The organism is Nocardioides sp. REDSEA-S30_B4 (assembly GCF_001627265.1).
Taxonomy (GTDB): Bacteria; Actinomycetota; Actinomycetes; order Propionibacteriales; family Nocardioidaceae; genus Nocardioides.
Genome location: NZ_LUPI01000010.1, coordinates 91,377 through 113,262, shown reverse-complemented (window position 1 = coordinate 113,262; position 21,886 = coordinate 91,377). Strand labels below are relative to the sequence as shown.

The window sequence follows — 21,886 nt, the reverse complement described above, 5'->3', positions numbered from 1 at the left end:
TGCAGACGCCACCACCGAGCCAAGACCCACCCATCCCCCGACGGGCAATGGGACTACGACCAGCTCACCCCCACCACCTGGCTCTGGACCAGCCCCCACAGCCTGCGCTACCTCGTCCACCCCGACGGCACCACCACGCTCTGACGGTCAGGCCGCAGCGCTCGCGCGCGCCGCTCAGGCGTCGGCGACGTCGATCAGCACCTTGCCCACGGCCCCGCCCTCGACGGCCGCGTGCGCGTCGGAGACCTGCTCGAGCGGGTAGTGGTGCAGCGGCAGCCCGGCGTCCTCGCCGACCCGCAGCGCTCCGGCCTCAACGGCGGCGGTCACGTCGGCGGCCGCGGCCGAGAGCAGGTCGGGGTCGAGGGTGTAGAGCAGCACGCCCTGCAGCCGCAGGTTCTTCGCGAACGTCGGGCGCACCGGCACCACCGCCTCGGGACCGCCGTTGTCGGCGTAGTAGGCGAGTGTGCCGTGCACCCTGAGCACGTCGACGTCCACCGCGACGTTCGTCGCCAGCGAGACCTCGACGACGAGGTCGACGCCCTCCGGCGCCACCGCGCGTACGCCGGCGACGGTCGCGGCGGGGCCGTCGGTGTAGTCCACGGTGTGCTGGGCGCCGGCCGCACGGGCCAGCGCCGCCTTCTCCTCGCTGCTCACGGTCGCGACGACCGTCGCACCGGCCCACCGCGCCAGCTGGATGGCGGCGTTGCCGACAGCACCGGCGCCGCCGGCGACCAGGACGGTGAGTCCGTCCAACGCCCCCGGGGAGAGCCGAGCGACCGGGCCCGAGGTCAGGGCGCGGTGCGCGGTGACGGCGGGGACGCCGAGCGAGGCACCGAGGTCGAACGACGCGCCGTCCGGCAGCCGCACCAGCCGGGAGACCGGCTGGACCGTGTGCTCGGCGGCGGTGCCGCCGGGGCGCTGGTACTGCGCGAGGATCGTCCAGACCCGGTCACCGACGGCGAGCTCGGTGACACCGGGCCCCACCTCCTCGACGACACCGGCGCCGTCCTGGCCGGGGACGACCTCGTCCCACGCGCCGTTCATGCCGTTGGCGCGGAACTTCCAGTCCGTGGGGTTGACCCCTGCACGCACGACGCGCACCCGCGCCTCCCCCGGCCCGGGTGTGGGGACCGGCCGGTCCACGACCTCCAGGACGTCGGCGGCGGACCCGGTCTCGCGGTAGACGACTGCACGCATGGTCCCGAGCCTGCCAGAGTGCCCCAGCCCCATGGCCAGCGCGGCGATGCCGGCGTCCTACAGCGCCTCGGCCATGCCCGCGACCGCCCGCAGCCACGACTGACGCGTGGCCTTCGACAGCTGCGAGTAGGGCACGACCGAGCCCGCGACCAGCGCGGGGTCGTAGGGCACCCGGTAGACCGCGCGGGTGCGCTGCTCGTAGACGTCGACCAGGTCGGCGGCCAGCTTGTCGTCGACGGTCGGCGAGGGGTCGGAGAGCACGGTGACGGTCTTGTGCTTGAGGTCGGCGTAGCCGGCGTCCTGCAGCGCATCGAGCATCCACAGGCCGGAGTAGCCGGTGTCCTCGCGCACCGTCGAGGTCACGACCAGCAGGTCGGCGGACTCGGCGGCGGCCAGCCAGTTCTCGGCGCGCATGTTGTTGCCGGTGTCGATGAGCAGGATCCGGTAGAACCGCTCCAGCAGCCGGTGCACCGCGAGGTAGTCGTCCGCGCGGATCGTGCCCGTGACGTCGGGCCGCTCGTCGGAGGCCAGCACGTCGAAGTGTGCGTCACCCTGCGAGCGCACGAACGCCCCCAGGTCGCCGATCCGCGACTGGTAGACGTCGCTGAACTTCTCCAGGTCCTCCAGCAGCTCGCGGGTGGTGTTGCGGTGCGTGCTCCGGGTGCCGCGGATGCCGAGCGTCCCGCGGGTCTCGTTGTTGTCCCACGCGACCACGCCCCCGCCGCGCACGGTGCCGAAGGTGTAGCCGGCCGCCAGCACGCCCGTCGTCTTCGCCGCACCGCCCTTGGGGTTGATGAACGCGATCGTCCGCGGACCGTCGAAGTCCCTCTGCACGGTACGCCGCAGCGTCTCGTGCTCGGCCTCCGCAGGCCCCATCGCCAGGTCCGCGAGCCCGCGGGTGATCCGGTTGACCCAGCCGCGCCAGCCCCACGTCGCCGGCCCCAGGCCGACCTCCTCGGCCCGTCGGTCCAGGAAGTCCGTGGCGCTCATGAAGCGGCGCGGCCCCTGCGGGTCCTCGACCGCCGGCGCAGCCTGCTGGGCCGACGGATGGGCGGGCTGATGGGCCGACTGATGGGCGGGCTGATGGGCGGGCTGGTGGGCGGGCGCGAGCGGCGCGCCCGCCACGCGGGTGGCCTCGACGTCGCGTCGGCGGCCGTAGGCGGTCAGCTCGTCGGTCGTGTAGAGACGGTCGCTGGTGTCCCCGAGATGTCCCTGCGTCATGAGCGGCTTCTTCCCACCCCTCGGCGCCGTCACACCACCTCGTGCCTGCCGGCTTCCACCACCCCGCTCCCCGCCTACAGGCCGGTGTCGCGCAGTGCCCGCTCCACGACGCGGTGGAACGTCGGGTACGCGAAGTGCATGCCCCGCAGCGTCGGCACGGGGAGCCGCGCATGGACGGCCGTGGACAGCAGACCCAGCACCTCGCCGCCGTACGGCGCCACGACGCTGGCTCCCACCACCACGCCGCTCCCGGCGTCGGCGACCACCTTGACGACACCGGCGGCCTCGTCGATCCAGCCCCGCGGGCTGCTGCCGATGTCGGCGGTGCCGGTCACCACGACGATGCCCTGCTCCCGCGCCTGCGCCTCCGTCAGGCCCACGCCGGCGACCTCGGGATCGGTGAAGGTGACGCGCGAGACCGCGTGGTAGGTGGCGGGCGGACCGTCTTGCTCCAGGATGTCGTGGACCGCGATTCTGCCCTGGTAGAGCGACATGTGCGTGTAAGCGCCGTGGCCGGTGATGTCGCCCACCGCCCACAGGCGTTCCGCGGCACGGCAGTGCTCGTCGACCGCGACGGTGTCGGAGTCCGGGTCCAGCCCGACGGTCTCCAGCCCGACGTCGGCGAGGTGGGGGCGCCGTCCGGTCGCCACCAGCAGGTGGTCGACCCGCACGTCACCCGTCCCGGTGACGAGGGTGAACCCCGACCCGTCGTGCTCGACCCGCGCGACCTCCGCCCGGGTGCGGACCTCGACGCCCTCCTCGCGCAGCACCCGGGTCACGACCTCGGCGGCCTCCGGCTCCTCGGGGACGAGGATGCGCTCCGCGGACTCGAGGAGGGTGACCCTGGTGCCGAGCCGGGCGAAGGCCTGCGCGAGCTCGCAGCCGATGTTGCCGGCGCCGAGGACCGCCAGCGAGGCGGGCGCCTCCTCGACCTCGAACACCTCGCGGTTGGTCCAGTACGGCGTGCCGTCCAGGCCCGGGACCGGGGGGACGGCCGGAGCCGTCCCGGTGTTCAGCACCACGCCCCGCCGCCCCGTGAGCACCAGGTCGCCGTCCTCGGTCGAGACCCGCACCCGCCCGGGACCGTCGAGGTGGCCGTGGCCGCGCACCACCCGCACGCCCTCGTCCTCCATCGGCCCGACGTGGCCGTCGTCGTGCCAGTCGTGGGTCGCCTCGCGGATGCGTGCCGCCGCAGCCGGGAGTGCACGCCCCTCGCGGGCGGCGTGGATCAGCAGCTTGGAGGGGGTGCAGCCCCAGAACGGGCACTCACCGCCCACGAGGCGCTCCTCGACGGCCGCCACCTGCAGCCCGGCGCGAGCCAGCCGCCGGGCGGCGTACTCCCCTCCTGAGCCGACGCCCAGGACGACGACGTCGACCTCCTCGGCACGGTCCTCAGACCCCACCTCAGGTGTCCAGGTGCTTGGCGCGGACCAGGCAGAACGCGCCGTAGCAGATGATGCCGAGAGCGATGACGAACAGCAGCACCGGACCCGCAGGGGCGTCCAGCACCGTCTGCAGGGCGACGTCGAGGCCGCCGGACTTCTTGGCCTGGTGCTCCCACGCGGCCCACACGAAGAGCCCGCCGACGAGCCCGACCGCCACGCCCTTGGCGACGTAGCCGACCTTGCCGAGGGTGACGTACGCCGACCCCAGGTCCCCGCGCTGCCCTTCGGACTCCAGGTCCTCGCGGAACCCCTCGGTCCAGCCCTTGTGCACCTGCTTGAGCGCGTAGCCGATGATCGCGACCCCGACCGCGCCCACGAGCAGCTGACCACCCGGCAGGCTCATCAGCTGCGCGGTCCACGAGTCCGTCCCACCCTTGGAGCCCTCGCCCACGGCGACCTTGATCGCCGAGACCCCGATCGCCGCGTAGATCACGGCCTTCACCCCGGCGCCCCACTCGTGGTCGACCACCACCTCGACGGTGCGCCAGACCACCAGCAGCAGCATGCCGACGGCCACCGCCCACACCAGCGCTGCGCCGAGCGGCTGCTTGGCCAGCTCGTGCAGCGCGCCGCTGCTGTCGGTCTTGCCGGACTGGTCGCCCAGCGCGAGCTGCAGCGCCAGCCACCCGATGAGCAGGTTGACGACGCCGTACGCCGCCATCCCCGCTCGTGCCGCGTGCCTCACCCAGGGGTGGTCGTCACCCCGGTGGGCGACCTCTCCGACGGACTCCTTGATCGCTCCCATGCCCGATCTCTACCCCTCGGGACCGGTGCTCGCACCACCCGTCCGGGGCGGCACCGGCCGTGGTCAGGAGAGGTCAGGCGAGGTCGTCGAGGGCGGACTCGATCGCGCGGTGGAAGGTCGGGTAGGCATAGATCATCGAGCGCAGCGTGGCGACCGGGACCTCCGCGTGCACGGCGAGCGCCAGGTGCCCGAGGATCTCGCCGCCGGCCGGCCCGACGACGGTGGCGCCCACCAGGACGCCCCGGTCGGCGTCCTCCACGACCTTGATGACGCCGGCCCCTCCCGGACCGTGCAACCAGCCGCGGGAGGACTGCTCCAACGGCGTCGTGCCGACCCGGACCGAGAGGCCGCGGTCGCGCGCCTGCTGCTCGGTGAGCCCCACCCCGCCGGCCTCCGGGTCGGTGAAGGTCACGTGCGGCAGGGCGTGGTAGCTCGCGGGCGGGCCGTCCTCGCCGAGGACGTCGCGCAGGGCGATCGTCGACTGGTACATCGACACGTGGGTGAAGGCGCCGTGGCCGGTCACGTCCCCGATCGCCCACAGCCCCTCGCCGGCCCGCAGCCGCTCGTCGACCTCGATCGTCCGCGCCGTCGGGTCCAGCCCGACGGTCTCCAGCCCCAGGTCGTCGAGGTTGGGCGTGCGTCCGGCCGCGACCAGCAGCCGGTCGGAGTGCACGACCTGCCCGTCGCCCAGGGTCACGGTGAAGGTGCCATCGGTGTGCGTCACGGACGCGATCTCCACCCCCGCCATCACCCGCACCCCGTCGGCGACCAGCGCGTCGGCCACGACCGAGGACGCCTCCGGCTCCAGCGGGCCGAGGATGCGCGGCCCGGCCTCGAGCAGCGTGACGCGCACGCCGAACCTGGCCATCACCTGGGTGATCTCCGCGCCGATCGGGCCGCCGCCGATGACGATGAGGCTGCCCGGGAGGTCGGTGACCTGCACGACCTCCCGGTTGGTCCAGTACGGCGTGTCCGCCAGTCCCTCGATCGGCAGCCGCGCCGGCCGGGTGCCGGGGTTCAGCACGACGCCGCGGGAGGCCCGGAAGGTGCTGACGCTGCCGTCGGGCGCGGTCACCTCCACGACGCCGGGCCCGGCGAGCCGACCGGTGCCGTGCAGCACCGTCGCGCCGGCGTCGGCGAGGCGGTCCACCGCCACCTGGTCGTCCCAGTGGGTGGTGGCTTCCTCTGCGATGCGACGGGCGACCGGCGCCCACGACGCGGTCACGGAGGTCTCCCCCGCGGTGCCGTCCACCCGTGCGGCCTCGGCCAGCAGGTCGGCGGCGCGCACCATCATCTTCGACGGGATGCACCCGTAGTAGGGGCACTCACCGCCCACGAGGTGCTTGTCAACGGCCACGACGCGCAGTCCTGCGCGCGCCGCGCCCGTCGCGAGGGCCTCGCCACCGGGGCCGAGGCCGATGACCACGAGGTCGCACTCGGTGCTCATGCGGCCAGCCTGCCAGCGGGCCGGTGAACCGTCAGCCCCCGACGGCCGGCTTGTCGCGCATGATCGCGCTGAGAACGCCGCTGACGAAGGTCGGCGAGTCGTCGGTCGACAGGTCGCGGACCAGCTCGACGGCCTCGGAGACCGCGACCGGGTCGGGGATCTCGTCGCTGAAGACCAGCTCGAAGACCCCCAGACGCAGCACGTTGCGGTCGACCGTCGGCATCCGCTTGAGCGACCAGTCCTTGGAGAAGCGGGTGAGCAGCTCGTCGATCTCGGTGAGGTGCTCGGCCACGCCGCGCACCAGCACGCCGGTGTAGTCGTTGGTGGGCGCCGGGCCGTCGGTCATGACCCGCTCGAGCGCCTCGACGAGCTGCTCGTCGCGCAGCTCGGCGGAGAACAGCACGTCCAGAGCCCGCTTGCGGGCCTTGGTGCGGGCGGACATCAGCCCTTCACACGACCCAGGTAGGACGAGTCGCGGGTGTCGACCTTGACCCGCTCGCCCTGGTTGATGAACAGCGGGACCTGGATCTCGTGACCGGTCTCGAGGGTCGCCGGCTTGGTGCGGCCGGTCGCGGAGTCACCGGCGACACCGGGCTCGGTGAAGGTGATCTCCATCTCGACCGACGGCGGGAGCTCGACGAAGAGGACACGGCCCTCGTTGGTGGCCACGATGGCCTCGTTGTTCTCGAGCAGGAAGTTGCTGGCGTCGCCGACGATCTCGGGCGCGACCTCGAGCTGCTCGTAGGAGCTGGTGTCCATGAAGACGTAGCTCGTGCCGTCGTTGTAGAGGTACTGGTAGTTACGGCGGTCGACCGTGGCGGTCTCGACCTTGGTGCCGGCGTTGAAGGTCTTGTCGACGGTCTTGTTGGACTCGACGTTCTTCAGCTTGGTGCGCACGAAGGCGGGGCCCTTGCCCGGCTTCACGTGCTGGAACTCCACCACGGACCAGAGCTGGCCGTCGATGTTGAGGACCATGCCGTTCTTGAGGTCGTTCGTCGTTGCCATGCGCGCGCGTCAGCCTTCGTGTTGAGGTGTCAAGAGAGGCCCGAGGGGCCAGCGGCGGAGTCTACTGTCCGAGATGCTCGACCAGCACGTCGAGGGCCATCCGGTAGCCGTCGACCCCGTGCCCGGCCACGACCTCCACCGCGTGCGGGGTGACCACCGAGTGGTGGCGGAACTCCTCGGGCCGGTCCTTGGGCTGGGAGATGTGCACCTCCACCAGCGGCGCCTCGAGCTGGGCACAGGCGTCGAAGACCGCGTAGGAGTAGTGGGTCCACGCGGCGGCGTTGAGCACCACCGGGACCCGGTCGTCGGCCGCCTCGTTGAGCCAGTCGAGCAGCACGCCCTCGTGGTTGGTCTGGCGCACCTCCACCTCCAGGCCGCGCTCTCTGCCCCACTCCACGCAGCGGTGCGCGAGCTCGGCGTGCGTCGTCGACCCGTAGATCTCCGGCTGCCGCCGGCCCAGCCGCCCGAGGTTGGGCCCGTTGAGGACCAGCACGCGGGTGCTCATGCGCGCGCCACCATCGCGTCGTACGCCGCCCGGAGGTGCTCCTCGGACGGCCCCGCCAGCACCCGGGGGTCGCCGACGTCGTGCAGCACCACGAAGCGCAGCTGGTCGCCGCGCGACTTCTTGTCGACCGCCATCGCCGCCCGCAGCTCGTCGTAGCCGGCGCCGGCGTAGCCGGTGGGCAGCCCGACCCGCCCGAAGGCGCTGGCGTGCCGGTCGGCGGTGGTGTCGTCAAGCACGCCGGCGTGCCGCGCCAGCTCGGCGACGAACACGCTGCCGATCGCCACCGCCTCGCCGTGCCGGACGCCGTAGCGCTCGGCCCGCTCGATCGCGTGGCCCATGGTGTGGCCGTAGTTGAGCGCCTCGCGGCCGGGGTGCCCCTCCCCGGCGGTCCCGGCGGTCTCCTTCAGGTCCCCGACGACGACGTCGATCTTGACCTGGACCGAGCGCTCCACCAGCTCGCGCAGCACCGGGCTGTCGGCGGTGAGCGAGGCGGGCTCGGTGGTCTCGACGAGCTCGAGGATGCGCGGGTCGGCGATGAAGCCGCACTTGACGACCTCGCCCATGCCGGCCACCAGGTCGGGGCGCGGCAGCGTCCCCAGCAGCGACAGGTCGCAGAGCACCCCGGTCGGCTCGTGGAAGGCACCGACGAGGTTCTTGCCCGCAGCCGTGTTGACGCCGGTCTTGCCACCCACGGCGGCGTCGACCATCGCCAGCAGCGTGGTCGGCACGTGCACGACCGGCACGCCGCGCAGCCAGCCGGCGGCCACCCAGCCACCGAGGTCGGTGGTGGCGCCACCGCCGAAGGTCACCACGGCGTCGGAGCGCGTGAAGCCGGCCTCGCCGAGGGTCTCCCAGCAGGCGGCCGCCGTGGCCACGGTCTTCGCGGACTCGCCGTCGGGCACGACCAGCTCGGTCGGCCGGTAGGCGTCGGCCAGGGCCTCGCGCACCGGCGCCGCCAGGTCGCGCAGCGTCTCCGGCACCACGAGGGCGACCCGCGAGGGCCGGTCGCCCAGCAGCCCCGTGAGACGGCCGGCGACCCCGTGGCCGACGACGACGTCGTACGGCGTGGGGCCCGCGACGTGCAGCACGCTCTCGGAGCCCGCGCCGCTCACGACCGGGCTCCCTCGAGCAGCGACTCGACCTCGTCGGCGACCTCGTCGGGGGTGCGGCCGTCGGTGTCGACGGTGTGGGTGGCGACCGAGGCGTAGACCGGGGTGCGCTCGTCGAGCAGGTCCTTCACACGGGCGCGTACGTTGCCCATCAGCAGCGGCCGGGAGGTGCCCAGCCCGACGCGCTTGACGGCATCGGTGAGCCCCACCTGGAGGAACACCACGGTGTGGTCAGCCAGCAGGGCACGCGTCCCCTCGTCGAGCACCGCTCCCCCGCCCAGCGACAGAACGCCGTCGTGCTCGGCCAGCGCACGTGCCACGGCCTCGCGCTCCAGCGCGCGGAAGACGGCCTCGCCGTCGTCGACGAAGATGTCGGAGATCTCGCGTCCCTGGGCGGCCACGATGTCGGCGTCAGTGTCGCGCACCGCGACGCCCCAGCGCCGCGCCAGCAGCTCGGCCACCGTCGTCTTGCCGGCGCCCATCGGGCCGACCAGCACCACTGCTGGGCTCACGGACGGGCCCAGGACAGCACGTCGGGGAGCGCGTCGAGGTAGCCCTCGAGGTTGCGGCGCGTCTCGGCCACCGAGTCGCCGCCGAACTTCTCCAGCACGGCGTCGGCGATCACCAGCGCGACCATCGCCTCGGCGACGATGCCGGCCGCCGGCACCGCGCAGACGTCGGAGCGTTGGTGGTGGGCCACGGCCTCCTCGCCGGTGGCGACGTCGACGGTGCGCAGCGCGCGCGGGACGGTCGCGATCGGCTTCATCGCGGCGCGCACACGCAGCACCTCGCCGGTGGTCATGCCTCCCTCGGTGCCGCCGGAGCGCGCGGAGGTACGCCGGATGCCTCCCTCGCCAGGGACCATCTCGTCGTGCGCCAGCGACCCGGGGGTCGCGGCGAGCTCGAAGCCGTCGCCGACCTCGACGCCCTTGATGGCCTGGATGCCCATGAGGGCGCCGGCCAGCCGGCTGTCGAGGCGTCGGTCCCAGTGCACGTGCGAGCCCAGGCCCGGCGGCAGACCGTGCACGACGACCTCGACGACCCCGCCGAGCGTGTCCCCGTCCTTGTGGGCCTGGTCGATCCGCTCCACCATGGCGGCGGCGGTCTCGGGGTGCAGGCAGCGGACCGGGTCCTCGTCGAGCGCCGCCACGACCGCGGCGTCGGCGGACTCGGGCCACACGCCGGCCGGGGCGCGGACCCCGCCGAGCTCGATGACGTGGGAGACGATGCCGATGCCGCCGACCTGCTCGAGGAAGTTGCTGGCGACGCGTCCGAGCGCCACGCGGGCGGCGGTCTCGCGGGCCGAGGCGCGCTCGAGGATCGGGCGGGACTCGTCGAAGTCGTACTTCTGCATGCCCGCGAGGTCGGCGTGGCCGGGGCGCGGGCGGGTCAGCGGGGCGTTGCGGCCGGTCTCCTTGAGCTCACCGGGGTCGACCGGGTCGGCCGACATGACCTTCTCCCACTTCGGCCACTCGGTGTTGCCGACGTTGATGGCCACCGGGCCGCCCTGGGACTCCCCGTGGCGCACGCCCCCGACGATGGTGACCTCGTCCTGCTCGAACTTCATCCGTGCGCCCCGGCCGTAGCCGAGGCGTCGACGCGCCAGGGAGTCGGCGATGTCGTCGGAGGTGACCCGGACATGGGCCGGCAGGCCCTCGAGGATCGCGACCAGGGACGGGCCGTGGGACTCGCCCGCAGTGAGCCAACGCAGCATGACGTCAGTGTTTCACGCGGGCACCGACCCGCCCGCGGGGGTCACGCGGTGATGAGACCGAGCAGCGCGGGACCGGCCAGGACCCCCAGGAGCGCGCCGACGACCATGAACGGACCGAAGGGGTAGGCGGCGCGCAGCAGGCTGCGGTCGCGGCGCACCAGCGCCAGCAGCAGCCCGGGCACCGCGAAGAGCAGGAACGGGGCGTAGGTGCCGACGACGAGCTCGGACCATCCCGCGCGCCCGAGCACCGCGCCGAGCAGGGCCGCCAGCCGCACGTCGCCGAACCCCATGCCGGCCGAGTGGACGAACCAGAGCACCCAGTAGATCGAGCGCGCCACGACCAGCCCGATGAGCGCGCGCAGTGGCGCGTCGTGGTCGCCGGTGACCGCCCACTCCACCGCCAACAGGGCCAGCACCGCACCGGTGGCGGGCAGCACGATGCGTGAGGGCAGCAGCCGGGTGTGCCAGTCGACGAACGCCAACGCCACGCAGGCCGGTGTCGCAAGGAGCACCGCGGCCAGCGCCCAGCCGCTGTCGAGCGCCGCGCCGGCGGACCCGCCGGCGACCGTCCCCGCCAGCACCGCGCCGGGCAGCAGCCGGCGACCACGTGGCACCTCGGAGGTGCGGGCGACCAGCCAGGGGACGGCCAGGCACAGCGCGCCACCCACCAGCGCGCCGACCAGCGCGCCCAGCGGGGAGCTCACGCGCCGCGCCTCGCAGTGAGCGCACGCTCGCCGGCCGCGCGGAGGACGCCGACCGGCACGGCGTGCCCGGTCATCTGCTCCACCTGCAGCACCGCCTGGTGGACCAGCAGGTCCAACCCCGACACGACGGTCGTGCCCGCGCGCTCGGCCGCCGCCGCCAGCGGGGTCGGCCACGGGTCGTAGAGGGCCTCGAAGAGCAGCGCGGCGCCGGTCCTCGCCAGCAGCCCCGGGTCCTGGGCGTCGGCCGGGACCGTCGAGACCAGGACGTCGGCCGCCGTGACCTCGTCGGCCGACTCGACGGCCAGCACTTCGGGTGCCGAGTCGTGGCCACGGATGGTCGTGAGGGTCTCCTGCGCCCGCTCGGCCGAGCGCACCAGCAGCTGCACGCGCGTGGCCCCCAGGTCGCACAGGGCCAGCCCGACCGAGGCCGCGGTCGCCCCACCGCCGACCACGAGCACGCGGTCCGCGGGACCGGCGTACCTCTCCTGGACGGCGGTGGCCGCCCCCGGCAGGTCGGTGTTGTCCGCACGCCACCCCGTCGACTCACGCACCAGGGTGTTGGCACCCCCGGCGGCGCGCACCCGCGGGTGGCACTCCCAGCCGCGCTCGTCGGCCAGCGCCAGCAGCTCGCGCTTCAGCGGCATCGTCAGCGACAACCCGCGCCAGGAGTCGTCGAGGCCGTCGAGGTAGCCGGCCAGCGTGCCGCCCGGCACCCGCACCGCGTCGTAGGACCAGTCGGCCAGGCCGAGCTCGTCGTACGCCGCACGGTGCAGGACCGGTGAGAGCGAGTGCTCCACCGGGTCGCCCAGCACCGCGCAGCGCGTGGTCACGTCATCGCCCCCGGCTCAGCACCGGTCGGACTGGGTGGCGCAGTACTCGTCCAGCTCGCGCTTGAAGCCGAGGAACTCGTCGTAGTCGTCGGTGAACTTGGTCTCGCCGGTGCGCAGGTTGACGGTGACGTAGAAGAACCACGGACCGTCGGCCGGGTTCGCCGCCGCGTCGATGGCGGCGTCGCCGGGGGCCTCGATCGGCCCCGGCGGGAGGCCCTTCTGCGTGTAGGTGTTGTAGGGCGAGTCCGAGACCGACTCGATCTCGTCGGTCGTCAGGCGGGCGATCGGCTCACGGCCCAGCGCGTAGTTGACCGCGGCGTCGACCTGCAGGAAGCCCGCGGACGGGTTCGGCTCGATCTCGAGGCGGTTGTAGATGACCCGGGCCACCTTGGGCTGGTCCTCGCCGCGTCCCTCGGCCTCGACGAGGCTGGCGATCGTCATCAGCTCGTGCGGGGTGTAGCCGAGCTCCTCGGCGGCCTGCTCGAGCCCGGCCGCGTCGGCGGCCTGGCGCCACCGGTCGACCATGGCGGTCAGCATGTCCTTGGGCTTGGCCTTGGGGCCGAAGTCGTAGGTCGCCGGGAAGAGGTAGCCCTCGGCGTCGCCGCCCGCGTAGTCGGGCAGACCGATCTTGTCGGGCTTGGCCAGGACCTTCTCGAAGTCCTTCACCTCGTAGTCGGTGCTCTCGGCCAGCCGCTCGACGATGTCGACGACCCGCAGACCCTCGGGGATGGTCAGGCTGCTCTTGACGATGTTGGCGGGGTCGACCAGCACGTCGATGGCGTCGGCGGCGGCCATCTGCTTCTGCAACTCGTAGAACCCGACCTGGATGCCTCCGGCGTCGGGGTCGGCGTTGGCCGCGGCGATGCACGCGTCCACCGACGCGACGACGTCCTTCTCCTTCATGGCCCGGCAGATGACCGTCGAGGTGTCCCCGCTGACCACCTCGATGGTGACCGACCCCTTGCCGGGGCCGGGGTAGTCGTCGGGGTCCGAGGCCAGGTCGCGCAGGAAGGCCATCCCGGCGTTGCCGGCCCACCACAGGCCGCCGCCCACCACGGCCAGGGCCACGAGCACCGCGACGCAGCCGGGGACCCGGCTGCGGCGACGACGGCGACGCCCGCCCTCGTGCGGCAGATCCTCGGCGTGCTCAGCGGCGTCGATGGGCTCGTCGCGGTGGGGGTCCTCGCTCATGACTGCCTCTCCAGGATCTCCCCCGGCGGGTTGCCCGAGGCACGTTCGGTGTCCAGCGCGTGCTGCAGGATCACCACCGCGGCGGCCTGGTCGACCACCGCACGTCGCTTGCTTCCCTTGCGACCCTGGTCGCGGAGCATAGCCTCCGCCGACACGGTGGAGAGCCGCTCGTCGACCAGGCGCACCGGCACCGGCACCCGCTCGGCCAGCTGCGTCGCGAAATCGCGCACCTTCGCCGCCGCTGGTCCCTCCCCGCCGCCGAGCGAGCGCGGCAGACCGACCACGACCTCCAGGACCGCGGTCTCCTCCTCCAGCTCCGCGACGATGCGCCGCAGCCGCGCGAGGTCGCCCTTGCCCCGCCGCACGGTCTCCACGGGCGTGGCGAGGAAGCCGGAAGGGTCGCTGCGCGCGACGCCGATCCGGGCGTCGCCCGGGTCGATCCCCAGCCGGGTGCCGTGCCGCATCAGGCCCCGACCGCGCGACCGACCTCGGTGCTCACCAGGGCCAGCGCCTCGTCGACGCGCGAGGCGTCGGTGCCGCCGCCCTGCGCGACGTCGGCCTTGCCGCCGCCCTTGCCGCCGAGCAGCGGGGTCACCGCGCGCACCAGGTCGCCGGCGGAGACGCCGCGCTCCTGGGCCAGGTCGTTGGCCGCGGCAACGACGGCGACCTTGCCGTCGGCCACGCCGATCACCACGACGACACCGGGCTCGCCCTGCGGAAGCCGGCCGCGTACGTCGGTCGCGAGCGTCCGGACGTCGCCGCCGCCCGCGCCGTCGGCCCGGTGGGCCACCACGTTGACGGGTCCGACCTTCGTCGCCGACGCCGCCACCTGACCGGCCGCGGCGAGCAGCTGGGCGACGCGCGCGCGCTCGATCTCCTTCTCGGCGGCCTTGAGACGCTCGACCAGGTCGCCGACGCGACCCACGAGGTCGTCGGGCTGGGTCTTGAGCAGGCCGGTGAGCTGGTTCACCACGTCGCGCTCGCGGGCGAGGTAGGAGAAGCCCTCGACACCGGTGTAGGCCTCGATGCGCCGGTTGCCCGAGCCGACCGACGCCTCGCCGGTGACCACGACGGTGCCGATCTGCGAGGAGTGGTCGACGTGGGTGCCACCGCAGAGCTCGCGCGACCAGGGGCCGCCGATCTCCACGACGCGGACCTTGGACTCGTCGTAGGTCTCGCCGAACAGCGCGATGGCGCCCCAGTCCTTGGCCTCGGGCAGGGTCATGTAGTCCCAGGAGACGGGGAGGTCGGCGCGCAGCGCGCGGTTGGAGACCTCTTCGATGTCCTTGAGCTGGGTCGGCGTGAGCCCGGTGGTCCAGCCGAAGTCGAGGCGGAGGTAGCCCGGACGGTTGTAGGAGCCCGACTGCAGCGCCGAGGGGCCAAGCACCTCGCGCAGCGCCGCGTGCACCACGTGGGTGCCGGAGTGCGCCTGGCGGGCACCGAGGCGCCACTCGGGGTCGACCTGGGCGTGCAGGGCGCTGCCCGACCCGAGGACCAGCTCGCCGTCGACGACCCGGACCTGGTGGACGACCAGCCCACGGACCGGCCGCTGCACGTCGAGCACCTCCAGCCGGGCACCGTCGACCTCGATGATGCCCGCGTCGGCGGCCTGGCCACCGGACTCGGCGTAGAACGGGGTGCGGTCCAGGACCAGCTCGCCCACCTCGCCCTGGGCCAGGCTCGTGGCAGGCGCCCCACCGACCAGGAGGGCCAGGGCCCGGGACTCGGTCTCGAGGGTCTCGTAGGCCAGCCAGTCGGTCGGGCCGTGCTCGTCGAGGATCCCGCGGTAGACGCCGGTATCGGCGTGCTGTCCCTTCTTGCACTTAGCGTCGGCCTTGGCCCGCTCGCGCTGCTCGGCCATCAGCGAGCGGAAGCCCGCCTCGTCCACGCTCAGGCCGGCCTCGGAGGCCATCTCCAGGGTCAGGTCGATCGGGAAGCCGTAGGTGTCGTGCAGGGCGAAGGCCTGGGCACCGGCCAGCACGCTGCCGCCGGACTCCTTCACCGACGCCACGGCGTTGTCGAAGATCTGCGTGCCGGCCTCCAGCGTCTTGCGGAAGGTCTCCTCCTCGGCGTACGCGACCCTGCTGATGCGCTCCCAGCCGGTCTCGACCTCGGGATAGGACTTCTTCATCCGGTCCCGGCTGACCGGCATCAGCTCACGCAGTGCGTGGCCGTCGTAGCCGAGCAGCCGCATCGAGCGCACAGCGCGACGCAGCAGGCGGCGCAGGACGTATCCACGCGCCTCGTTGCCGGGCGTGACGCCGTCGTTGATGAGCATCAGCGCGCTGCGCACGTGGTCGGCGACCACGCGGAAGCGCACGTCGTCCTCGGCGTTCTCGCCGTAGGTGCGACCGGTCAGCTCCGCGGCCTTCTCGATGACCGGGAAGACCTCGTCGATCTCGTAGAGGTTGTCCTTGCCCTGGAGGAGGTACGCCACGCGCTCCAGGCCCATGCCGGTGTCGATGTTCTTGGCCGGGAGCGGGCCCTCGACGTCGAAGTCGGCCTTTGAACGGACCGTCGAGAGCGACTCCTGCATGAAGACGAGGTTCCAGATCTCCAGGAACCGGTCCTCGTCGGCGTTGGGCCCACCGTCGGGGCCGTACTCCGGGCCGCGGTCGATGTAGATCTCCGAGCAGGGACCTCCGGGGCCGGGGACGCCCATGTTCCAGTAGTTGTCCTCCAGGCCACGCTCCTGGATCCGCTCGTAGGGCAGGCCCGCGATGTCGTGCCACAGCTGCTTGGCCTCGGTGTCGCTGGGCAGCACCGTCACCCAGATCTTCTCCGGGTCGAAGCCGTAGCCGCCGTCGTCCTGGGAGCCGGTGACCAGCTCCCAGGCGAAACGGATCGCGCCCTCCTTGAAGTAGTCGCCGAAGGAGAAGTTGCCGCACATCTGGAAGAACGTGCCGTGCCGGGTCGTCTTGCCGACCTCCTCGATGTCGAGGGTCCGCACGCACTTCTGCACGCTGGTGGCCCGGTCCCACTGCGGGGTCTCCTGGCCCAGGAAGTAGGGCTTGAACGGCACCATGCCGGCGTTGACGAACAGCAGGTTCGGGTCGTCGAGCAGCAACGACGCCGACGGGACCACCGTGTGGCCGTGGCGCTCGAAGTGCGCCACGAACCTGCGTCGGATCTCGGCGGTCTCCATCAGTCGTTCCCTCTCTCCAGCTGCTTGGTCGTGTCGTGGGTGATCTGGGGGGTGGTCTCGAGGCTCGACGCACCCAACCGTGCGCGCACCTCGGTCTCGGCGTCCGCGCGGCCCTGGGCCACCTCGTCACGGAACATCCGGGCGCCGAGCGCGAGCGCCCCGAGTCGGTCCTGGAGACCGTCCGCGGTGAGGACCTCGGCAGCGCGGCGTCCACGCACCATGGCGTAGATCCCGGCCCCGGCCCCGGCTGCGAACCAGAGGCCGCGCCTCATGCGGCCTGCTCCGCCGCTCGCTGGCGGGCGTGCAGGTCGCGGCGCGCGGCGCGCAGGTCGGCGCGGCGCTGCTTGCGGGCCCGCTTGACCTCGCGACGCATCTCGAAGCGGATGCGGTGACGCACCTCCGGGCTCAGCGCCCGGCGCAGGCCGGCGGCGAGCGTGGTCGCCTGCACCGCGGTCTCGCGCAGCACCATGTCCGCGAAGACCGGCGCGGGGAGCATCGGGGCGGGGGGAGCGTCGTCGGCGTCACGCTCGCCCGGGGCGTCCTCGCCCAGGTGCGTGATGAGGTACTCCGTCTCCTCGGCGCGGACCTCCCGCACCGCTCGGGTGGCCAGCGTCTGCTCCAGGTGCAGCAGACGGTCGAGCACCACTGCGGACTCGGCGTCGGTGCGCGCGAGGGTGCGTCGGGTGGTGACCACGACGACGACCAGGGCGGCCAGCAGGAGGAGCAGCAGCGCGGCCACGGTGCCCAGCACCGCCAGGACCGCCCACGCGGGCGCGCTCCACTCCTCGCTCATGGGCCAGAACCCTACCTGCCGCGGATGAGCCGCCGAACCCGCTCCCACCGCTCCTTGATCGCGCTCTCCGCGCCGATCTCCTTGGGGCGGTAGTAGCGGGCGTCGGCCACCACGTCGGGTGCGTACTGCTGCTCGGCGATGCCGAACGGCTCGTCGTGGCTGTAGGTGTACGTCGACCCGTGGCCCAGCTTCTTCGCACCGCTGTAGTGGGCGTCGCGCAGGTGTGCCGGCACCGGGCCGATCTTGCCGGCCCGCACGTCGGCCGAGGCCTCGGCCAGCGCCGTGGTGACCGCGTTGGACTTGGGCGCGACGGCCAGGGCGATCGTGGCGTGGGCGAGGTTGAAGGCCGCCTCGGGCATGCCGATGAGCTGGACGGCCTGGGCGGCCGCCACGGCGGTCGTGAGTGCGGAGGGGTCGGCCAGGCCGATGTCCTCGCTGGCGAGGATGACCAGCCTGCGGGCGATGAAGCGAGGGTCCTCCCCCGCCTCCATCATCCGCGTCAGGTAGTGCATGGCGGCGTCGGCGTCGGAGCCGCGCACGGACTTGATGAAGGCGCTCGTCACGTCGTAGTGCTGGTCGCCCTGCCGGTCGTAGCGCACGGCCGCCTGGTCCACGGCCGTCTCGGCCGTCTCCAGGTCGATCTCCTCCAGGCCACGGCCGGCCGCGGCACCGGCCGCGGCCTCGAGGTAGGTCAGCGACCGACGTGCGTCTCCCCCGGCAAGCCGGACCAGGTGGGTCGCCGCCTCCTCGGTGAGCGTGAAGCGCCCCGCCAGCCCGCGATCGTCGGCCAGGGCCTGGTCGACCACCCGGCGTACGTCGTCGTCGTCGAGGGACTCCAGCCGCAGCAGCAGGCTGCGGGAGAGCAGCGGGGAGATGACGGAGAAGAAGGGGTTCTCGGTCGTCGCCGCCACGAGGGTGACCCAGCGGTTCTCCACACCGGGCAGCAACGCGTCCTGCTGGGCCTTGGAGAAGCGGTGCACCTCGTCGACGAACAGCACCGTCTCCCGCCCGCCCTGGACCAGCTCGTGGCGCGCCGACTCGATGGCCGCGCGCACCTCCTTGACCCCGGCGCTGACCGCGGAGACCTCCACGAACCGGCGATCGGTCTGCCGGCTGACGATCGAGGCGATCGTGGTCTTGCCGGTGCCCGGGGGTCCCCACAGCAGCAGCGAGAGTGAGCGCTGGTCCTCGATCAGCTGCCGCAACGGCGAGCCAGGCTCGCGCAGCTGCGGCTGCCCGACCAGCTCGTCGAGGGTGCGCGGGCGCATCCGCACCGCCAACGGCGCCGAGGCGGTCGTGTTGGCCGAGAGCGAACCGCCGCCCCCGGTGGGTGCACCGGGGGCGGCGAAGAGACCTTCGTCCATCGCTGGGTCCGTCAGGGGCCGGTCAGGCCGAGACCATCTGCTGGGAGTCCAGGTCGAACCACTGCTTGTCGTAGCCCGGGTTCGTGCCGACCGGCTGCGGGGTGACGGCGGGGTCGGGGCTGCCCTGGCGGTCGACACCGAGCAGGCCGGAGGTCACCGGCGTCGCCGGGTGGCGCCCGATCTCGCCGGCGAAGTGGCAGGCGACCTTGTGGCGCGGGCCGATCTGCAGCAGCGGCGGTTCGACCTTGGCGCAGATCTCCTGGGCCAGCGGGCAGCGGGTGCGGAACCGGCACCCCGAGGGCGGGTTGATCGGGCTGGGCACGTCGCCCTCGAGCCGGATGCGCTCGCGCCGTCCCTGGCCGGCCTGCTTGATGTCGGGAACCGCCGACAGCAGGGCCTGGGTGTAGGGGTGGTGTGCGTGGTTGTAGATGCTCTCGCGGTCCGCGATCTCCACGATCTTGCCGAGGTACATGACCGCGACCTCGGGACAGAAGTGCCGCACGACGGCCAGGTCGTGGGCGATGAAGAGGAACGCGATGTCGAACTCCTGCTGGAGGTCCTGGAGCAGGTTGATCACCTGTGCCTGGATCGACACGTCGAGCGCGGAGACCGGCTCGTCGGCCACCAGCAGCTTGGGGTTCAGCGTCAGCGCGCGGGCGATGCCGATGCGCTGGCGCTGACCGCCGGAGAACTCGTTGGGGTAGCGGTTGTAGTGCTCGGGGTTGAGCCCGACCACCTCGAGCAGCTCCTGGACCCGCGGCAGCACCTTGTTCTTCGGCACCACGTTGTGGACCTCCAGCGGCGCACCCACGATCGCGCCCACGGTGTGCCGCGGGTTCAGCGAGGTGTAGGGGTCCTGGAAGATCATCTGCACGTCACGGCGCAGCGGCTTCAGCTCGCGGTTGGACATCCGGGCGATGTCCTGCTTCTTCTCGCCGAACTGCATCGACCCGCCGGTCGGGGTGTAGAGCCGGGTGATGAGGCGGCCGGTCGTGGACTTGCCGCAGCCGGACTCCCCCACCAGGCCCAGCGAACCGCCGCGGGGCACCTGGAAGGAGATGCCGTCGACGGCCTGGACGTGGCCGATGGTGCGGCGGACCAGGCCCGAGGACTTCACGGGGAAGTACATCTTCAGGTTGTCCACGCTGAGCACCGGCTCGGCGTCGGGGTCGAGCTCGGTGGGTGCGTGGCCGGTCTGCGCGAGCTGGGCGAAGGTGAGCTTCTGCTCCTCGTTGCTGGCAGACAGCTCCTCGCCCTCGGTGACCGCCGGGTTCTCGGGGTCGTGCGGAGGGTGGTTGACGTCCGTCATCAGGTCAGCTCTCCTCGAGCAGCTCGGGGGCGATCACGGGGAGCACCTCGTTCTCGAACACACCCACCGGGTCGGCGAGGTGGCAGCGGTTGAGGTGCCCGGCCCCGGTCGGACCGGCGGTCAGCGGCGGCAGCTCGGTGACGCACTTGTTGCCCGGCACCTTGTCGACGTGGGCGCAGCGGGGGTGGAACGCGCAGCCGGTCGGCGGGTCCAGCAGGCTGGGCGGGTTGCCGGGGATCGGCACCAGCTTGGAGGCGGTGTCGCCGTGGACGTCCGGCACGCTGGAGAGCAGGCCCCAGGTGTAGGGCATCTGCGGTCGCGTCAGGACCTCCTTGGCCGGACCCTTCTCGACCCCGCGGCCGCCGTACATCACCAGGATGTCGTCGGCCATCTCGGCGATGACGCCGAGGTCGTGGGTGATGATGATGACCGCGGAGTTGAACTCGCGCTGCAGATCCTGCAGCAGGTCGAGGATCTGTGCCTGCACCGTGACGTCGAGCGCGGTGGTGGGCTCGTCGGCGATGAGGAGCTTCGGGTCGTTGATGAGGCCCATCGCGATCATCGCGCGCTGGCGCATGCCGCCGGAGAACTGGTGCGGGAAGTCGTCGACACGTCGGTCAGGCTGCGGGATGCCGACCCGGTCGAGCATCTCGATCGCCTTGCGGCGCGCTTCGCGCTTGGAGGCCTTCGGGTGGTGCACGAGATAGGCCTCGGCCAGCTGCGAGCCCACCTTGTAGAAGGGGTGCAGGGCGGCGAGCGCGTCCTGGAAGATCATCGCCACCTCCTTGCCCCGCAGCTTGCGCAGCTTGGACTCACCCAGGCCCACGACCTCCTGGCCGCCGACCTTGATGGAGCCGGTGATGCGGGCGGTGCGCATGTCGTGCAGGCCGAGCACGGCCATCGACGACACGGACTTGCCCGAGCCGGACTCCCCCACGATGCCCAGGGTCTTGCCCTGCTCCACCGTGTAGCTGAGGTCGGTGACCGCGTTGACCAGGCCGTCCTCGGTGGGGAACTTGACCGTCAGGTCCTCGACGACGAGGAACGGGTCGCTCACGACAGCCTCACTCTCGGGTCGAGGACGCTGTAGAGCAGGTCCACGAGCAGGTTGGACAGGATCAGCGCGACCGCCGCGAACAGCGCGGTCGCCTGCACGATCGGCAGGTCCTTCTGGCCCACGGCCAGCAGGGCCCACAGCCCGATCCCGTCAATGTCGAAGATCTTCTCGGTGAAGATGGTGCCGGCCAGCAGGGTGCCGAAGTCGATGCCGAAGATCGTCACGACCGGCACCAGGGCGGCGCGCAGCGCGTGCTTGTAGACCACCTCGCGCTGCGGCAGGCCCTTGGCCTTGGCGGTGCGGACGTAGTCCTCGCTCAGCGCCTCGACCATGGCGCCACGGGAGTAGCGGGTGTACTGGGTGCATCCGAAGATGCCCAGGCAGATCCACGCCAGCGCCAGGCCGCCCACCCAGCCCGAGGGACTCTCGGTGAACGGCACGTAGCCGGGGTTGCCGATGAAGGGCGCCTCGAAGAGCACCGAGAAGTACAGGAAGGTCAGCAGGGCGAACAGGTAGTAGGGCACCGAGCTCAGGACGAGGAAGCTGGAGACCAGCGACTTGTCGGCCACGGTGCCTCGTCGTCTCGCGGCGGCCACGCCCAGGGGCACGCCGAGGAGGAGGTAGAGGAAGGCGCCACCGATGGCGACGGAGAAGGTGGCCGGCAGCCGGCCCTTCATCTCGTCCCAGACCGGCTTGCCGTTCTTGTACGACAGACCCAGGCAGGGCGCGTCGCAGCGGGTGGTCTGGCTCGCGATGGTGATGTCGCGGCCGGTGAAGATGCCCCCGACGTACTCCGGGAACTCGGTGTACCACGCGTTGTTGTAGCCCAGCTCCTCGGTGAAGACCTCGAGCTTGGCCGGCGTGCAGCGCTGGGATGTCTTGGTGTCACAGATCGCGCGCGCGGGCTCGCTGGGGCCGTACCAGAAGAGCAGGAAGATCGACAGCGACACCAGCAGCATCACGACGATGCCGGCGAGCAGCCGCTTGACGATGTAGGCGAACATCGCAGGTCTCCTTGTGGGAGTGGCGGGGTGGACGAGGGGGCCAGGGAGCCGGTGGGCCGGTGGCCCGGCGGGGAAGGACCCCCGGGGACGAGTCCCCGGGG

22 protein-coding genes are annotated in these 21,886 nt (G+C 72.5%); all 22 read right to left on the bottom strand.

Features of this window, described 5'->3' with window-relative positions; translation table 11 throughout:
- Positions 1–174 precede the first annotated feature (174 nt).
- The 22 genes from A6R01_RS03870 to A6R01_RS03765 all read right to left on the bottom strand — a co-directional run bounded on the left by A6R01_RS03870 (position 175) and on the right by A6R01_RS03765 (position 21,785).
- Positions 175–1,197 (bottom strand): NADPH:quinone reductase, encoded by a 1,023-nt coding sequence (locus A6R01_RS03870; protein ID WP_292603762.1) that lies wholly within the window; start codon positions 1,195–1,197, stop codon positions 175–177.
- A gap of 57 nt (positions 1,198–1,254) precedes the next feature.
- Positions 1,255–2,418: a hypothetical protein gene (locus tag A6R01_RS03865; RefSeq protein ID WP_292603760.1), complete on the bottom strand. Its 1,164-nt coding sequence runs from the start codon at positions 2,416–2,418 to the stop codon at positions 1,255–1,257.
- A 74-nt stretch (positions 2,419–2,492) separates the two neighbouring features.
- Positions 2,493–3,821, bottom strand: a complete 1,329-nt coding sequence (locus A6R01_RS03860; protein WP_292603757.1) for an NAD(P)/FAD-dependent oxidoreductase — start codon at positions 3,819–3,821, stop codon at positions 2,493–2,495.
- Position 3,822: 1 nt separating this feature from the next.
- Complete coding sequence (locus A6R01_RS03855; protein WP_292603755.1) at positions 3,823–4,608, bottom strand: DUF1206 domain-containing protein; 786 nt, start codon at positions 4,606–4,608, stop codon at positions 3,823–3,825.
- Between the two features lie 73 nt (positions 4,609–4,681).
- Positions 4,682–6,055, bottom strand: coding sequence for an NAD(P)/FAD-dependent oxidoreductase (locus tag A6R01_RS03850; RefSeq protein WP_292603753.1), 1,374 nt, complete (start codon positions 6,053–6,055; stop codon positions 4,682–4,684).
- A gap of 31 nt (positions 6,056–6,086) precedes the next feature.
- On the bottom strand, positions 6,087–6,497 hold the full coding sequence (nusB, locus tag A6R01_RS03845; RefSeq protein WP_292603751.1) for a transcription antitermination factor NusB: 411 nt from the start codon (positions 6,495–6,497) through the stop codon (positions 6,087–6,089).
- Positions 6,497–7,060 carry an elongation factor P gene (efp, locus tag A6R01_RS03840; RefSeq protein WP_292603749.1) on the bottom strand — a complete coding sequence of 188 codons (564 nt, stop codon included), beginning with the start codon at positions 7,058–7,060 and terminating at the stop codon, positions 6,497–6,499. The genes nusB and efp overlap by 1 nt, the downstream gene beginning before the upstream one ends.
- Before the next feature lie 61 nt (positions 7,061–7,121).
- On the bottom strand, positions 7,122–7,565 hold the full coding sequence (locus A6R01_RS03835) for a type II 3-dehydroquinate dehydratase (RefSeq protein WP_292603747.1): 444 nt from the start codon (positions 7,563–7,565) through the stop codon (positions 7,122–7,124).
- Positions 7,562–8,677: a 3-dehydroquinate synthase gene (gene aroB, locus A6R01_RS03830; protein WP_292603745.1), complete on the bottom strand. Its 1,116-nt coding sequence runs from the start codon at positions 8,675–8,677 to the stop codon at positions 7,562–7,564. The genes A6R01_RS03835 and aroB overlap by 4 nt, the downstream gene beginning before the upstream one ends.
- Positions 8,674–9,186, bottom strand: coding sequence for a shikimate kinase (locus A6R01_RS03825; protein ID WP_292603743.1), 513 nt, complete (start codon positions 9,184–9,186; stop codon positions 8,674–8,676). Before A6R01_RS03825 ends, aroB begins: the two co-directional genes overlap by 4 nt.
- On the bottom strand, positions 9,183–10,388 hold the full coding sequence (gene aroC, locus A6R01_RS03820; RefSeq protein WP_292603741.1) for a chorismate synthase: 1,206 nt from the start codon (positions 10,386–10,388) through the stop codon (positions 9,183–9,185). Before aroC ends, A6R01_RS03825 begins: the two co-directional genes overlap by 4 nt.
- Positions 10,389–10,429: 41 nt before the next feature.
- A complete protein-coding gene (locus tag A6R01_RS03815; protein ID WP_292603738.1) occupies positions 10,430–11,092 on the bottom strand; it encodes an A24 family peptidase in 663 nt (220 codons plus the stop codon).
- Positions 11,089–11,922: a shikimate dehydrogenase gene (locus tag A6R01_RS03810; RefSeq protein ID WP_292603736.1), complete on the bottom strand. Its 834-nt coding sequence runs from the start codon at positions 11,920–11,922 to the stop codon at positions 11,089–11,091. Before A6R01_RS03810 ends, A6R01_RS03815 begins: the two co-directional genes overlap by 4 nt.
- Positions 11,923–11,937: 15 nt before the next feature.
- Positions 11,938–13,113, bottom strand: coding sequence for an endolytic transglycosylase MltG (gene mltG, locus A6R01_RS03805; protein WP_292603734.1), 1,176 nt, complete (start codon positions 13,111–13,113; stop codon positions 11,938–11,940).
- Complete coding sequence (gene ruvX, locus A6R01_RS03800; protein WP_292603732.1) at positions 13,110–13,577, bottom strand: Holliday junction resolvase RuvX; 468 nt, start codon at positions 13,575–13,577, stop codon at positions 13,110–13,112. The genes mltG and ruvX overlap by 4 nt, the downstream gene beginning before the upstream one ends.
- Complete coding sequence (gene alaS / locus A6R01_RS03795; RefSeq protein WP_292603730.1) at positions 13,577–16,258, bottom strand: alanine--tRNA ligase; 2,682 nt, start codon at positions 16,256–16,258, stop codon at positions 13,577–13,579. Before alaS ends, ruvX begins: the two co-directional genes overlap by 1 nt.
- The gene (locus tag A6R01_RS03790) at positions 16,258–16,530 is read right to left on the bottom strand and encodes a DUF6167 family protein (RefSeq protein WP_292603728.1); all 273 of its coding nucleotides are present in this window, start codon (positions 16,528–16,530) and stop codon (positions 16,258–16,260) included. Before A6R01_RS03790 ends, alaS begins: the two co-directional genes overlap by 1 nt.
- Positions 16,527–17,051 (bottom strand): hypothetical protein, encoded by a 525-nt coding sequence (locus A6R01_RS03785; RefSeq protein WP_292603726.1) that lies wholly within the window; start codon positions 17,049–17,051, stop codon positions 16,527–16,529. Before A6R01_RS03785 ends, A6R01_RS03790 begins: the two co-directional genes overlap by 4 nt.
- Before the next feature lie 11 nt (positions 17,052–17,062).
- A complete protein-coding gene (locus tag A6R01_RS03780; RefSeq protein ID WP_292603724.1) occupies positions 17,063–18,415 on the bottom strand; it encodes a replication-associated recombination protein A in 1,353 nt (450 codons plus the stop codon).
- A 22-nt stretch (positions 18,416–18,437) separates the two neighbouring features.
- A complete protein-coding gene (locus A6R01_RS03775) occupies positions 18,438–19,724 on the bottom strand; it encodes an ABC transporter ATP-binding protein (protein ID WP_292603722.1) in 1,287 nt (428 codons plus the stop codon).
- A 4-nt stretch (positions 19,725–19,728) separates the two neighbouring features.
- Positions 19,729–20,781 carry an ABC transporter ATP-binding protein gene (locus tag A6R01_RS03770; protein ID WP_292603720.1) on the bottom strand — a complete coding sequence of 351 codons (1,053 nt, stop codon included), beginning with the start codon at positions 20,779–20,781 and terminating at the stop codon, positions 19,729–19,731.
- Entirely contained in the window at positions 20,778–21,785 is a 1,008-nt protein-coding gene (locus A6R01_RS03765; protein ID WP_292603718.1) for an ABC transporter permease, read from the bottom strand. Before A6R01_RS03765 ends, A6R01_RS03770 begins: the two co-directional genes overlap by 4 nt.
- Positions 21,786–21,886: the final 101 nt, after the last annotated feature.